The organism is uncultured Mucilaginibacter sp., from assembly GCF_937859865.1.
In the GTDB taxonomy this organism is placed as follows: domain Bacteria; phylum Bacteroidota; class Bacteroidia; order Sphingobacteriales; family Sphingobacteriaceae; genus Mucilaginibacter_A.
This window is the reverse complement of the sequence record NZ_CALMAT010000009.1, coordinates 20015-33914: the sequence shown is the minus strand read 5'-3', so window position 1 is coordinate 33914 and position 13900 is coordinate 20015. Positions and strand designations below refer to the sequence as shown.

The 13900-nt window shown below is 40.3% G+C and carries 15 protein-coding genes; 4 read left to right on the top strand and 11 right to left on the bottom strand.

Annotated elements, in window-relative coordinates:
- Together Q0192_RS01380 and Q0192_RS01375 are read left to right on the top strand one after the other, a co-directional pair.
- On the top strand, positions 1-744 hold the full coding sequence (locus tag Q0192_RS01380; RefSeq protein ID WP_299284951.1) for an SDR family oxidoreductase: 744 nt from the start codon (positions 1-3) through the stop codon (positions 742-744).
- Between the two features lie 479 nt (positions 745-1223).
- A complete protein-coding gene (locus Q0192_RS01375; RefSeq protein ID WP_299284948.1) occupies positions 1224-1388 on the top strand; it encodes a hypothetical protein in 165 nt (54 codons plus the stop codon).
- Here Q0192_RS01375 and Q0192_RS01370 read toward each other — a convergent pair.
- Positions 1377-2078: an IS1 family transposase gene (locus tag Q0192_RS01370; RefSeq protein WP_299284945.1), complete on the bottom strand. Its 702-nt coding sequence runs from the start codon at positions 2076-2078 to the stop codon at positions 1377-1379. The genes Q0192_RS01375 and Q0192_RS01370 overlap by 12 nt on opposite strands.
- Between Q0192_RS01370 and Q0192_RS01365 the strand changes: the two genes are divergently transcribed.
- Entirely contained in the window at positions 2069-3037 is a 969-nt protein-coding gene (locus Q0192_RS01365) for a hypothetical protein (protein WP_299284942.1), read from the top strand. The genes Q0192_RS01370 and Q0192_RS01365 overlap by 10 nt on opposite strands.
- A gap of 23 nt (positions 3038-3060) precedes the next feature.
- The gene (locus Q0192_RS01360) at positions 3061-3456 is read left to right on the top strand and encodes a hypothetical protein (protein WP_299284939.1); all 396 of its coding nucleotides are present in this window, start codon (positions 3061-3063) and stop codon (positions 3454-3456) included.
- 557 nt (positions 3457-4013) lie between these two features.
- Here the strand turns inward: Q0192_RS01360 and Q0192_RS01355 are convergent.
- The 10 genes from Q0192_RS01355 to Q0192_RS01310 form a co-directional block, all read right to left on the bottom strand.
- Positions 4014-4922, bottom strand: a complete 909-nt coding sequence (locus tag Q0192_RS01355; protein WP_299284937.1) for a response regulator transcription factor — start codon at positions 4920-4922, stop codon at positions 4014-4016.
- The gene (locus Q0192_RS01350) at positions 4919-5899 is read right to left on the bottom strand and encodes an NADP-dependent oxidoreductase (protein WP_299284935.1); all 981 of its coding nucleotides are present in this window, start codon (positions 5897-5899) and stop codon (positions 4919-4921) included. The genes Q0192_RS01355 and Q0192_RS01350 overlap by 4 nt, the downstream gene beginning before the upstream one ends.
- Positions 5900-6124: 225 nt before the next feature.
- Positions 6125-6580: a cytochrome c gene (locus Q0192_RS01345; RefSeq protein WP_299284932.1), complete on the bottom strand. Its 456-nt coding sequence runs from the start codon at positions 6578-6580 to the stop codon at positions 6125-6127.
- Entirely contained in the window at positions 6577-7869 is a 1293-nt protein-coding gene (locus tag Q0192_RS01340) for a PQQ-dependent sugar dehydrogenase (RefSeq protein ID WP_299284929.1), read from the bottom strand. Before Q0192_RS01340 ends, Q0192_RS01345 begins: the two co-directional genes overlap by 4 nt.
- Positions 7870-8110: 241 nt before the next feature.
- Positions 8111-8536, bottom strand: coding sequence for a cytochrome c (locus Q0192_RS01335; RefSeq protein ID WP_299284926.1), 426 nt, complete (start codon positions 8534-8536; stop codon positions 8111-8113).
- Positions 8533-9195, bottom strand: a complete 663-nt coding sequence (locus Q0192_RS01330) for an SCO family protein (protein ID WP_299284923.1) — start codon at positions 9193-9195, stop codon at positions 8533-8535. The genes Q0192_RS01335 and Q0192_RS01330 overlap by 4 nt, the downstream gene beginning before the upstream one ends.
- A complete protein-coding gene (locus tag Q0192_RS01325; protein ID WP_299284920.1) occupies positions 9192-9632 on the bottom strand; it encodes a hypothetical protein in 441 nt (146 codons plus the stop codon). The genes Q0192_RS01330 and Q0192_RS01325 overlap by 4 nt, the downstream gene beginning before the upstream one ends.
- A gap of 72 nt (positions 9633-9704) precedes the next feature.
- Complete coding sequence (locus Q0192_RS01320; RefSeq protein WP_299284917.1) at positions 9705-9911, bottom strand: heavy metal-binding domain-containing protein; 207 nt, start codon at positions 9909-9911, stop codon at positions 9705-9707.
- A 14-nt stretch (positions 9912-9925) separates the two neighbouring features.
- Positions 9926-11428, bottom strand: coding sequence for a PepSY-associated TM helix domain-containing protein (locus Q0192_RS01315; protein ID WP_299284914.1), 1503 nt, complete (start codon positions 11426-11428; stop codon positions 9926-9928).
- 7 nt (positions 11429-11435) lie between these two features.
- Positions 11436-13787, bottom strand: coding sequence for a TonB-dependent receptor (locus tag Q0192_RS01310; RefSeq protein WP_299284911.1), 2352 nt, complete (start codon positions 13785-13787; stop codon positions 11436-11438).
- Positions 13788-13900: the final 113 nt, after the last annotated feature.

Below are 13900 nucleotides of genomic sequence, written 5' to 3'. Positions count from 1 at the left end.
ATGATCTTTACAAACAAAAACGTCTTGATTACAGGCGGTAGTACAGGAATTGGATTAGCAACTGCAAAAGCATTTATCAACGCGGGTGCAAATGTTTGGATTACCGGAAGAAATGCCGACAATCTGCAAAAGGCAGCGGAAGAAATCAAAAGTCCAAAATTGAAAACTGTTGTTTCTGATACTTCTAAACTCACAGAAATTTCGATATTGGAAAAAGTGATTTCAGAAAGTGAAGTGAAATTAGACGTACTTTTTTTAAATGCGGGAATTGGGGTCTTTTCACCAATTGCACAAGTTACCGAAGAGGAATTCGATGCACAATTCAACACGAATGTCAAAGGTCATTTTTTCACATTGCAAAAGTTAATCCCACACTTGTCTGATGGTGCTTCCGTCTTATTTACGTCTTCAAGTGTTGCAACAGCCGCTAATTTAGGGACGGGCGTATATTCTGCAACAAAAGGGGCACTAAATAAAATTGCCCAAGTTGCGGCAAATGAATTGGCCCCAAGAAAAATTCGTGTTAATATAATTAGCCCCGGGCCAATTACAACCCCAGGCTTAGCAAGTGTACTACCTCCGGAAGCAAAAGAATATTTGGCTTCAGTAACTGCATTGCAGAGAATGGGTGATCCTGACGAGATTGCAAAAACAGCGCTGTTTTTGGCTTCAGACGCGGCAAGCTATATTACCGGAACAGAAATAAAAGCTGATGGTGGCTATTTAAACTATGCGTTGAAATAAGAAATCGGTAAGTTGATTATTAACAACCCTCCAAAAGACAATTATGGAGGGTTATTAATTTTAAACAGCATAATACGTTTAACTTTCTACTGGTCAGGGTTTGTAACTCTGTCCATTGAGCTAAGGATCTGTGATCCTATTGATTTAATTCAACAACTCAATTACAGATTTTAGGTTGATAAAAGAAGCATGCTAATCCCATTGATGCTTCTTTTATCAACCTTTTTTTTAAGGTATTAAAGTTTAATGTTATAGGAGCAACCAGCACATTTGGATATTGTAGGGGGATTAAAAAAATCCTAAGCTTAAAGGACGGATTAGTATTAACAAATCATTAAATATTTAATTATTATTTTATTTGTAATTTTTTTGTTATAAATTGCATAAGAAAAGGAGGGAAAATATGGCAGGAAAAGAAAACTAAAACGTACAACGAAAATTAAAGAACGTATTAAAAAATCTACTAAATTTTAAAAAACATGAAAACTAAATTTTTTAACAGTACTATCTTGGTTGTTTTATTTTCAGTATTTGTTACTTCTTGTAAAAAAGAAAATAATGATGAAAAAATTGCATCAAAAACTAAAACAACTTTTGATAAAAGTGAAGTAATAAAAAATGTGGTTGTGTTTTCAAATGTATGATGATCTAATATTTCGTTCGTAGATAGCAGTTTTCATAATTGAATAGTGGTAGATAAGCTTTTTCGAGAAGCAAACTGTCCGTCTTGCCAGCCTTCTTAGCCTTGTCCTGAACCATGTATTTACCCCTTCTATCTTTTTTGTGTGTTTTTTGCCTATAATGTGTTTTTCTTTTGGCAGCACTTGTGCAAATGCACCCCAGTGATCGGTACAAAAAAAGCCGATTTCCAGCCCCTGCAGCTTTTTTAGCAAAGCTTTTATATTCCGCTTGTCCCTTTTGCCCCAGCTTGCCGCTATGATCTCACCACTTTGTTTACAAATAGCGTACAGCAGCCACACTTTCCTTTGTTTATTTCCTACATATGACCACTGTTCATCTATCTGAACCAGGTGGTACGAACTACGTTTCGGCTTGATTTCAGAAGCTTTGCCCATGCTTAAAATACTTCTGAGCACGCAGTTCGCACTTATGCCCAGTACAACAGCACAGTCCCTTACGCCACTGCCCCTCAAAAGCATCCGCTTTAACAAACCCTTGTTCTTGTGGTCTGCGCCCCAGTAAAGGTATTCTTCCTGGAACTGCAGGCTACAATCCTTGCAAAGCAAATTTTGAAAACCTGTCTTTTTCTTCCCGTTTTTTACTACCTTGCCACTATGGCAGCGGGGGCAGCCAACTGTTTTGTTTGATTTCACAACCAACAAACTTCGGCAGCCCTGCTGCTATTTTAGCCCATCATACTTTTATTAACACAACCAAAAATGTAAACAACCTCGCAGCTTTTATTAACAAAAAAAGGTCACAAAAAACAAGTAATTTAAAAGTTAATACTTACCAAAACGAAAATGATTATTATGGATTAGCGTTCATGCACGATAATTATGGAGATTCAGGGGTAGCTGCTTACTATGCCCCTGACCCCATTATGAGTCAAAATTATAATCCTACATTTACCACTACGACAGAAGATTTTAATAATTCTACTCCTGAAATTTTATTCCAAAAAATCCATTCTGATCTAACTGCATTTTGTGATCTAAACGGAATAACTGACGCATTAAAGTCATCACCTGCCGTTCGAGAAAGTATAAATGGCATTTCAGCTACATTAAAAACTATTGCAGATACTGAGATGAATAATTATATCTATAATAGTGTGGACACAACAAATTTTAACGAGGATGATTATTATAATTCTATAAAGTTAAAGGCTACTGTGGCGATAAATAATTATATGTACAATGTTGGAAATTCAATTTCTTTAAACCCTAATGAACAAACCAATATCCTAGTTGCTTCAAGCTATGCCCTTCAAATGGTTAATACTATAGACTTCAGAGCTTTTTTAACGGAACAAGGAACTAATAATTTATCAGTACAATCAATTAACAATGTAAAGGTTAATGGGTTTTTTAGTAGTATATTTAAAGTCGTAACCAAGGTCGCAAAAATTATTGCTGCAACTGTAGTAACAGCAGTTGTAGTGATTGCATCAGCGGCAGTAGGTGCAGTTTTAGGCTCTGGGTTTGCATCGACTGATCCATCGGGAACAGATAAGGGGGAATACGCCAGTTTTACTGCAGTAGGAGGTGCAGCATATGGTTTGGATCGAATGATTTATCATACCAATTTATGGAAATGGGCACTTAGATGATCAAATTTATTTACAATAAAAATATGTACAAATATTTTATCTGCTTAGTATTAATTTTATGCTGCTTAGAAAGTAAAGCACAAAACAGTTATAAAATAGAAAGGTCAACATTTAGTGTAGTCAGTAGATTAGGATTACCAGGCGGTAGTCCTACTAAGGATGAATTTAAAAGTTATTATTCTATTGGCGCACGAAGAGAGTTTTCTTTAGGTAAAGTAATTTCCTTAAATGCAATTACTGACTATAATACAATGCCGGGTAAAAATTCTTATGCTAATCTAAATTTAGTTTGTTTGGGTGGTGGCATAACATTTTATCCTATGTCCATTATTGATCCGCTAATTTTAGGTATAAAGTATGATAATAATGAAGCAAAAAAAATGGTTTTTATTTTGAGGAAGAATTTGAAACTAATTTAAACAATAGTCAATATGGTAATATAGGAAAAGTATTTGTCATAAAATTCGAATTTAATATTGTAAAGATCCACCTCAATAAAAATTTAATTATTTCACCAAAATTCGGAATAACAGCAAACACTTCTAACAACTTCCCAGGTGGTCAAGATAAACCTTTAAATTTTACCTATTTAGGTGTTGGAATAGATTTTGGCAGGAACAAAAAATAATTTTTACAATGCGCAAGGAGCTATCCCAAAATTCAGGGATAGCTCCTTTTTATATTTTATTCAGTTTAGTTTCCATGCTTCTTTTATCACACAGAAATCAGTAGTTATTATAATTTTTGTATCGATATAATAGCAAAGCACCAATATAATATTCTGCTGGTCAGGGTTTGCAACCCTGGCCCCTTGAGCTAAGGATTTGTGATCCTTTCGTTTCAATCAACGGACTCAGTTAAGATTTAGGTTGATAAAAGAAGTATGCTTATCCCTCTTGATGCTTCTTTTATCAACCTTTTTTTAGAATTTTATAGGTGCAACAAACAGGCTAAAACTTTAGTGGGATTAAAAGTCTTAGTTAAATGATTTTCTGAAATCCAAAGGCGAAAGGTTTGTTTTTGTTTTGAACAACTTGCTGAACGACTGCAAATGTTCAAATCCCAACTCGTAAGCAATTTCACTCACAGACAGATCGGTGGTTGACAATTTTTCTTTGGCTTTTTCAATCAACTTTTCATGGATGTGCTGCTGGGTGTTTTGCCCTGTCAATACCTGTAACAAACTACTCAAATACTTGGGCGAAAGATGCAATTGTTCGGCAACATATCGAACGGTTGGCAAACCCCTGTTGATTAAATCGTTGCTGTTAAAATACGCGCTAACCAATTTTTCCAAACGTTCCAGTATCTGGTGATTGGCTTTTTCCCTGGTGATGAACTGCCGATGGTAAAACCTGTCGGCATAATTGAGCAGGGTTTCCATATGGGAAATGATAATGCTTTTGCTAAACTTGTCGATGTTGGAATGATATTCCTGCTGGATATTAAGGATGATATTATTGATGACAGCTTCTTCTTTTTCGGAAAGGAATAAGGCTTCGTTAAGCGAATAATCCCAAAAATCATATTGCTTGATGGTTTTGGCCAATGGCGTATCCCATAAAAAATCAGGATGTATGTTGATCACCCACCCTGACTGTTTTAATGCTTCAGCTTTGTTATCAAGCGCAATACTAAAAACTTGATTTGGCGACATGAAAGACATTACGCCTTCATTAAAATCAAATGGTTGTTGCCCGTATTTTACTTTAACGCCGGACATTCTTTTTACGCCAATAGAATAAAAATCTAACAACAAATTCATCGGCTCATCGCTATGCAAATGCGAAACGGTTGCAACATCTATTACGCTAATCAACGGATGTTGGGGTTTGGGCAAATTTCTAAACTGGTGAAATTCGCTTATGGTTTTAAAATGCTTCATGCCCGGCCGTCTTCTTTTTTGATTTCCAACACCAACTTGCCACGCACATGAAAGGTTTCGCTTTCACGGTGCGCTTCGGCAACTTGTTCCAAAGGATAAACTTTACTGATGGTAACCTTCACCTTGCCTTTATCAATTAATTGGGCAATTTCTGTTAACCATTCCCGATGGTTCATTTGTGCATAAAGAAGTTCACCTTTCGCGTTCTTTTTCTTTAAAGCTTCTAAAACCGTTTCATCAAATGGAAAATCAACGTTTACACTCACCAAAATCCCGCCACTTTTTAATACGCCAACAGATTTCATTCTGTCGTTATTATCACGAAGCGGCGAAGCGTCAAACACAAGGTCAATGTCTTGCAACAAGTCTTCAAACTTTTGGCTTCTGTAATCAATCACTTCATCAGCACCGATCTGCTTTAAATAATCCAAGTTGCCGACCGAAGCGGTGCCGATAACATAAGCACCTTTTGCTTTTGCAAACTGTACTGCAAAACTTCCAACACCACCAGATGCTCCGTGAATGAGAATGCGTTGCCCAGCCTGCAGCTTTCCCAACTCAAAAATACCCGTCCAGGCCACAAGCCCAACCAAAGGCACACCTGCTGCCTCATTAAAAGAAATACTCTTTGGTTTTACCGAGAACTGACTTGCTTTTGCAGCACAATATTCCGCATAACTTCCATTGCTGCCGGGAAAATTAGGGATACCATACACTTCATCCCCTTTTTTTAGTTCAGTTACCTCGCTGCCTGTTTCTTCTACAATGCCTGCTGCGTCCCAGCCTAATGTCATAGGCAGCGTTAAGTAAGGCTTTAAAAAATCATTTCCGCCATTACGGACTACCCAGTCTACAGGGTTTACGCCGCTGGCATATACTTTCACTAAAATCTCATCGGCTGCGGGAACTGGGCGTTCTACTTCTTCCAGTTTCATTACCTCTGGCCCGCCAAATTCATGAATTCTAATCGCTTTCATAATAAATTATTTTTTCTTTTTGTTGATGGTACAAAGCTCATCATCCATTCAAAAATAGATTTAGTGAAAACACCTTTTGTTTTAGTCAAAATGCAGATGTGTGTTGACTTGAACAAATTATGGAAATAATATTTTCTCCAAATAAAAAATCCTGCCGCACTAAGCGGCAGGATTATAAATACTTCTTTTACCCTATAAAAATTGGTGAGATAGGTTTGTGCAAATTTACTTTTTCGCCCTCAATGCCTTCACTTCCGGTTCTGTAACCGCGCTTGCCTTGTTGCCAAAACTGTTGCGCACATAAGTCAGTACATCGGCAATTTGCTGGTCGGTCAAAAAATCGTGCGAGGGCATCACGTTCTGGTACATGTTGCCGTCAATTTCCTGGTGGCTCAAACCTTTTAGAAGAATAGTGATCAACCGGGTTTTATCGCCCAAAACGTAACTGGTTTTAATTAATGGCGGGTTCATGTTCTGCACGCCATAACCGTCCGGCTGATGGCAGGAAACACAGCTTTGGGAATAAATTGCTTGCCCGTTCGTCATCGAAGCTTTTGAGGCCGACGAAATTTCGATTCTGTTTTTACTGGCAACAGGTTTATGCGCTGGTGCTTTTTTTACCTGTGCAAAAATAATGTGGGTTGAAAAAAGCACAAACAAGGTTAACAAAAAAGGCTTCATGATTTTTTATACGTGATTTTGTACAGCGTTCCTTTTGAATCATCGGTTACATAAAGCGAACCGTCTGGCCCTTGCGCCAAGCCGCATGGGCGATGTTCGGCACGGCCGGAAGCAGTTTGTGCAGCCGATCCAGAAAACCCATCAGCAAATACTTCCCATTGGCCGGTTGGTTTGCCATTCTTAAACGGTTGAAAAACCACAAAATATCCGGCTTGCGGTTCTGGCGAACGGTTCCAGGAACCATGAAAAGCAATAAAAGCGCCGTTCTTATATTTTTCGGGGAATTGATTTCCCGTGTAAAAAAGCAAACCATTTGGCGCCATGTGGGCAGGATAAGCGGCGGCAGGTTCTAAATATTCGGTCGTAGATTTTTTTCCATCGCCGCCATATTCCGGTGCCACCATTTCTTTGTGTTGAATCGGATCGTAATAAATATAAGGCCAGCCTGCGTTGGCGCCTTTTTTCAAGGCGTACATCGTTTCGGCAGGCAGGTTTGCATTGTCTTTTACGGTGTACATATCCGGGAAAATATCGTGCAATTGGTCACGGCCGTGCTGCATTACATAAAGCTGGTTATCTTGTTTGTTCCAGTCTAAACCAACCACATTGCGCAAACCGGTTGCATAGCGTGTGCCATCACCCAATTGCTGGTTTGGCTTATCGGTTTTAAACATCCAGATGCCGCCTGCAGAATCCAACAACGGACAACCTTTAACGCCCATCGAACCACGCTGGCGGTCTTTTTCCTGGCAGGAATTTAAATAAGCACCAATATTTACGTAGATGTTGTTGTTGTCATCCACCAAAATAGATTTGGTTTCGTGCTGAAAACGGCTGATCAAACCAGTAACAATTTTCTCCGGAGCGTTTGGGTTGATGACTTCATTCTGCGCATTCAACTTGTAACGGAAGATTTCTTCGTTGGAAGAATCGTACAGGTAACCGTTTTTGATGTAAATCCCGGTTCCGCCATAGTTTCCAAAACCTGATTTTACAACAGCTTTGCCATCGCTTTCGTGCAAAACCAACGTTCCTTTTCCATTTACCGGCCGCGCCAAACGTACATAAATATCGTGTTGCGGCGTAACAACCAAATGCCTTGCGCTGCCCAAGTTGCTGGCTAAAATAGTTGCCGAAAAACCTTCCGGCGTTTTTAAACCTGCATTTTTAACGGCTGTTTGCGCGTTTGAAAGTTGGGCCAAAGTGCTTAAAGCGATACAAACCGGAATGGCAATTTTTGTGGCAGATACCTTGAAATTACTTAAAAAGTGAGTTTTTAAATTTAGCATATCGGTAATAATTGTTTTGTTAAAAGATTATGTAAGTTTCGGTTTGCCTAAATAAGCATAAATTATCGGTAATGTTTTATTTTCCCGGTAATTAGAACAGTAAGATTTTCATTACGGATGTTAAAGTTTCTGCCAACATAAAAGTCCTTCTATCTTCAAGTAAATACTGCCATAAATATTTGCTGAAATTAGGGTTGCTTTATTATCGCAGTACTTGATACAATTTTAGCAAATGCTTCTTTTACCTGCAAATTTTCAGGTCGGCGTTTACTTTTTCCACCTCGTACAAACCTTGCTGGTTGCCAAAAGCATTGGTTACATAAGTAATCACTTCGGCAATTTCAATTGGCGCCAGTTGCGTTTGCGCTGGCATTTGTGCATTGTAAGTTTTTCCGTTTACGCTGATCGTTCCTTTCAGACCGTTTTGAACGATACATGCCAACTGGTTTTTGTTTTTTTTGAGATAATCTGCTTCTTTTAGCGGCGGAAAAAGTTCGCCCAAACCTTCACCGTTTTCGGCATGGCAGTTTTTGCAGTTGGTTTGATACAAATTCCTTCCCTGGATAAAATAACGCTTGTATTCAATCTCGGCCTCGCTTTGGCAGGAAAGGAAAAAAGTAGTTAGGATAAAGGTGAAAGGTAAAAGGAGAACCATCAAACGTTTCATGCTTTCTGGTTTTCGTCTTCGTCCATCAGCAGCTTTACATCCACAATCAACTGGTCAACCTGCTTTTTGTCGGTGCCGTCGTACGCGCCACGGACACGGCCTTTTTTATCCACCAAAACCAGCCAGCCCTGGTGCACATAACCGCCCTTCGCCCGTTTGTCTTCGGCTACCGAAACCAAATAATTCTTTTCGGCCAATTGGTAAACATCTTCCTTTTTCCCTAACAAAAAATACCACTGATCGGCTTTTGCGCCCAGCTTCTCCGCATAATTTTTTAAAACCGGAATGGTATCGTGCCGCGGGTCAATCGTAAAAGAAACCAGTTTAAAATTGGGTTTGCCCTGATAAGCTTTGGCAACCGAAAGCATGTTGCGCTGCATCGTTGGGCAAATCGAAGGGCAGGAAGTAAAGAAAAAATCGGCCACATAGGTTTTGCCGCGCAGGTTTTCTTCGCTGATGGTTTCGCGGTTCTGGTCAACAAAACTAAAGGGCGGAATGGTAGCGTAAACCGTATCCGTAAATGTTTTCCCGTCAACTGTTTTGGTGATCGGTTGCCGCTCACCGTAAATAGGCAGTTTTGTTTCTTTAACTTTATTTTGGCAGGCCGCAAAAGCCAGCAGGGCAATGAGCGCAGGCCCTATTAATTTTAACTTCTTCATTTCTTTTTAAATTTTAACAAGTATTGGTTTGATTCCTGGATAACGGAATTGTAAGCTGTATTGATTTGGCCGACGATCTTTTTTTGCTGCGCCAGGTAATCCATCACTTCCTGGTGTGGTTTTCCTGTAAAATCTGGGTTGTAATTGTGCATCCAGTCGCTCATCGCATCATCTGTTTTCAAAATCCGGCTGCTCAAATTGCGCATCGTTTTATTCTCTGCGGAAGTATCCAAACTTGGAAATGCTTTTTTTACACTATCTTTTTTCAGGATCAGTATATCTAATTTCATTTTGTTTTGCATCGCGGTTTCGCCGTCGGCCATCACTTTTTCGTGCATTTCCATCACTTCGGCCTCCAGCTTTTTCTCATCGGTTTTGGTGTCTTTGCAAGCGGCAAAAACCAGCAGAAAAGCGGCAATTATTATTCTATATTTCATTGTTCTGTTATTTTAAATTATGGTTCGGCAACTTACAGTTCTTTGTGTTTTTAGATGGATAAAAGAAGCATGTCATTCTTTTTCCACCAGTTCCATTCCGCATTTCCTGCAAACGCCCGGCTTGTTTTCCACCACTTCCGGGTGCATCGGGCAAGTATATTTGATACTGTTTTTACCGGTATAAATTGTGTCTTTTGGGTTTTCCGCAGTTTGTTGATCACTTTGCTTACAAGCCGAAACAGAAAGGATTATAACAGCAAAAAGAGTTATTTTTTTCATGGGGAAGAATATTTTTAAACAGATTTATTACCGATAAAAGAAGCAAAGCCAAACAACGAAACCACCAAAACGCCAAGCGCAGCCAGCATACTTACAATATCGCGAACGTTTTTTCCGGCCCAGGTCATGCCAAAATATTTATGCAAAAAGATAAACGACAAACCTTCTGCCCTGTCAATCCCGGCAACGGTGGTAGAAAGTTTGGATGATGTAGTTTCGATATACCAGTTTTCCTGGTTCGGGTAACTCACTTTTTCTACCGGCAAACGCTTGTTGATAAAACCGTACTCGTTATCAAACTGCTTAATTAAAGTAATGGTTTTGGGTTGAAGATTTGCCTTTTGCTCCGCCGAACTCCGGTAAAAATTACTGATAAAAGCAGCATATTGCTGGTCGCCGTTTGGCAATTCTTTTCCGTTTTGCGCATCAAAATACAAAACTTGTTTTTTTGTATTTAGAGCTTGATAATAAGCACGGTTTTGAAATTGAACCAAAGCAATTTTCTTGATGTTTGAATCTGCCAAAGGCAATTTTAAGTTGGATAAAAGCAGTTCGTTTCGCTGGATGAGTTGCGCGTAGTGAACTTTTTCGGGCTGGATATTGTGCAGTTTCACCAGCAAATGGAAAGCACCGCTGGCAACGAAAGTGAATAGCACGAAAGAAACAATCAGCCCGATTTGGCGATGAAAACGGTGTACAAAACGCTCGTCTTCGCGCCCTTCGGCTTTTCGTTTTTGTTGGATGGATTTGAATTTCTTCCAAAACAAACCATAAACCGTCAATCCGCTCAGCAACGATAAAAACATAATGCTGACAATCACCAGCAACACCACGATCCTAAACTTTTCTCCGCCGATTGTGGCCAAAAATTGCCAGGTATGGAACTGTTCAAAAATCCAAAGAAAACCTTTCCGCGTGTTGTTGTTGAAAGTTGCCATGCGACTTTGCCCGGTTTCCACGTAAATATCCATGCCATCGGGCCGGTCAAAACTAATTTTCCAGACCGGCAGCAAATGGTTGATGGGCTGGTATTGATCATCAAAAGTGGTTTGCAGCAATGCTTCTTTTATCGGTGTTTTTTTGTCGTTGGTGAAAAACCGGGCCAGGTAAATTGCGTAAAGCTTGTCGCCATCAGGAAGCGGAATGCTGTTTTTAGCACTATAATATTGGTAGCTGCTGTCGCGGTTTAAAATCTGGTAAAACGTTCCGCGGTCAAAATTAACCAATCCAAAATTCCGGATTTCGGCGAGGTGGTTTCTATCCAAAACTTCCTGCAAAGAAAGCTGCGGCTGCATTTCCGATTGTGTTTTGGGATGAAAAACTTCCTGCGGGATAAACGGCCTAAACCAGTTGGACATAAACGGGTGCGACAAACCGCTGATCGTCCAAAATATCACCGGAACCAATGCCACCAAACCCAAAACGCGGTGCCATTTATAAAAATTGCTTTTAACAATTCGCTTTGTTTTGCTGTCTTTTTCGGGCGGAGCCAAAACATTGGATGCTGTTTTTATCATACAAAAATCAGTGTTTGGAAAAGTTATAACTGATGCCTAAATTGTAAATGCGCGGCGAACCGGTGTTGTAAGTATCGCCGTAGGAATTGCCGGTTACGGTGGTTGCGTAGAGTTTATTGGCAAGGTTAAGCACGTTGAGCCAAACGCCCGCGCCTTTCAGCAAATCCTTTTTAAAATCGTAGCCCAAACGCAAATTGTAAATGTTGTAGCCGCCATACGTTTTGGTATTGGCCGGATTGGTGAAGTACGAATTGATGTGCTGCCACTCTCCCGCCACGCGGAAACCTTGAAAATACATTGGTTTGTACGAAATTTCCGAATTGGCGATCCAGGCCGGCGCGTTGATCATGCGGTTGCCGTTGTAACTGATGGAATAATTTTTTCCGGCAGCATTGGTAGCTACTTCGCTGTAATCCAAATAAGTATGTTGCGCGTTTGTTCCGCTAAAACGAAACGATACTTCTTTTACCGGCAAATAATTGATGCTGTATTCGATGCCGCGGTGGCGCGTTGCACCGGCGTTTTGGTTTTGCGTGGTGTTATCGGGCAAAAGCTGGCTGATGATTTCGTTGCGGCCTTCCAGATCGTACAAACTCAATTCGAAGTACATTTTTTTATTCAAAGCCGAAAGCCATCCGCCAACCTCATAATTGTTAAACGTGGCTTGTTTAAGCGGAACCAATTGGCGCGAACTGTACAAATTGCTCGTTTCAGGCGGTTGGAAACCGGCGCTGTAATTAGCGTAAAAACCTTGGTTATTTCCAAAGTTGTAAGTCAAACCCAGCTTCGGTGCCAAAATGTTGAAGTCGTTGGTTTCCTGTTGTTTATACTTGGTGTTGCTTGGTGGCAAGCCATTTTCAAAATTGTAATGCACACGATCGTAACGCAAACCAGCAACAATTCGTAAAGCTTCAATTGGCTTCAATTCGTATTGCGCATAAGCTGCAGTGTTAAACAGTTTGATCTGATAATCATCCAAATATCGGCCGGTATTTACAAAATCGGTGTAGTAATTTCGCTCAACGTCTTTGGTAATGCTGAGGTATTGCGCGTAGTAAGAACTCGGACTATCATCCAGATAAGCACCCAAAATTAAGCGCGAATGCAGGAAACCAAAATCTGCGCGGTGCTGCGCCAAAAAGCCGTAACTGCGAAACTTCTGGTCGTTTACTTGTCCGTTCGAACTCAGGTATTGTCCAGCCGCATTTCGAACATCGCCAATGTAATAACTGGGCAATTGTGCGGTGGAATTATCCCTGAAAAAAGCAGTGATAAAAGAAGCATTACGTTCGTTCCAAGCATGATCCAAACGCGCGCTGCTACGAAAAGCTTCCACTTTTCGATACGTAAAACGCTGGTTGGAGCCGTAACTTTTATCGTAAAAATGCGCGCTATCCAACGTTCCTGGCGTTTGTGTGTTGAGGTAATTGTAGGAAGCGGCGGCGGTTAAACGCGTGGCGGCGTCAAAATCATACGTAGATTTGAGGTTGAAAGAATACTTGTCAAAATCAGAATAATCCTGCCAGCCATTTTTTTGATGCGCTACATAACCGCCCGCATACAAACCAAATTTTCCGGCAGTAAAACCAGCATTGGCATCCACGCGGCGGTAATGGTATTGGTCACCCTGCAAACTCACGTTTCCGGCATAACCCGAAGGCGGATTTTGCGTGATAAAATTAACCGCGCCACCAACCGAATTGCTGCCGTAAAGCGAAGAAGCCGGGCCTTTAATCACTTCAATATCGCGCACGCTGCTCATGTTGATTTCGTACAAAGAATTATGGTTAAAAATACCGGTCGGCCGGATGGGCAAACCATCTTCCATGTACAAATACAAAGCGCTTAAAGTAATAGGCTGGCGGATGGCCATCGTATGCTGCTCGTTGCCCAGATCAACCATGTAAACGCCGGCAACTTTATTCAACAATTGGTATAATGCTGTTGCCTTGGTGTCTTGAATTTGCATTGAAGTGATCTTGCTGATGGCGATTGGTGCATCCTGCCGCGCTTGCTTTTCTCTACTTGCAGAAACAATAACGGGTTGCAGATCAAGCGTTGCCGGTTGCAGGCTAATGTTTAAGGTTGAAGCAGAAATATTAACAATTTTTGAAGTATAACCCGTCATCGAAAACCGGATTTTAACTGTTCCTTGCGGTAAGTTTAGATTGTATTTTCCTTGTGCATTGGTTTGGCCGAGGTCTTTAAAAACATTCAAATCCGCGCCAGCCGAACTTATAACAACATTGGATAAAGGTTCGTGGGTAATGGCATCGGTAACCGTTCCTTGCAATAAATTTTGTGCATTCACAAACGAAGGGACAATGAAAAAGAGTAGGTAAAAGAAGTATCGCTTCATAGAAACAGGCAGGAAGTTTTCCGCTTCCCGAAAAAAATAAATGGATAATTGAGTTAAAAGGAAGCTGTTTTGCAGAATTTACACAGCAGGTTTCAGTCCAATTAATTTGAAAT

Coding starts and splice junctions, on each gene's coding strand:
- Q0192_RS01355 (WP_299284937.1), bottom strand. CDS start 4,922: ATGAAGCATTTTAAAACCATAAGCGAATTTCACCAGTTTAGAAATTTG.
- Q0192_RS01380 (WP_299284951.1), top strand. CDS start 1: ATGATCTTTACAAACAAAAACGTCTTGATTACAGGCGGTAGTACAGGA.
- Q0192_RS01350 (WP_299284935.1), bottom strand. CDS start 5,899: ATGAAAGCGATTAGAATTCATGAATTTGGCGGGCCAGAGGTAATGAAA.
- Q0192_RS01335 (WP_299284926.1), bottom strand. CDS start 8,536: ATGAAACGTTTGATGGTTCTCCTTTTACCTTTCACCTTTATCCTAACT.
- Q0192_RS01310 (WP_299284911.1), bottom strand. CDS start 13,787: ATGAAGCGATACTTCTTTTACCTACTCTTTTTCATTGTCCCTTCGTTT.
- Q0192_RS01345 (WP_299284932.1), bottom strand. CDS start 6,580: ATGAAGCCTTTTTTGTTAACCTTGTTTGTGCTTTTTTCAACCCACATT.
- Q0192_RS01315 (WP_299284914.1), bottom strand. CDS start 11,428: ATGATAAAAACAGCATCCAATGTTTTGGCTCCGCCCGAAAAAGACAGC.
- Q0192_RS01325 (WP_299284920.1), bottom strand. CDS start 9,632: ATGAAATATAGAATAATAATTGCCGCTTTTCTGCTGGTTTTTGCCGCT.
- Q0192_RS01340 (WP_299284929.1), bottom strand. CDS start 7,869: ATGCTAAATTTAAAAACTCACTTTTTAAGTAATTTCAAGGTATCTGCC.
- Q0192_RS01360 (WP_299284939.1), top strand. CDS start 3,061: ATGTACAAATATTTTATCTGCTTAGTATTAATTTTATGCTGCTTAGAA.
- Q0192_RS01330 (WP_299284923.1), bottom strand. CDS start 9,195: ATGAAGAAGTTAAAATTAATAGGGCCTGCGCTCATTGCCCTGCTGGCT.
- Q0192_RS01320 (WP_299284917.1), bottom strand. CDS start 9,911: ATGAAAAAAATAACTCTTTTTGCTGTTATAATCCTTTCTGTTTCGGCT.
- Q0192_RS01375 (WP_299284948.1), top strand. CDS start 1,224: ATGAAAACTAAATTTTTTAACAGTACTATCTTGGTTGTTTTATTTTCA.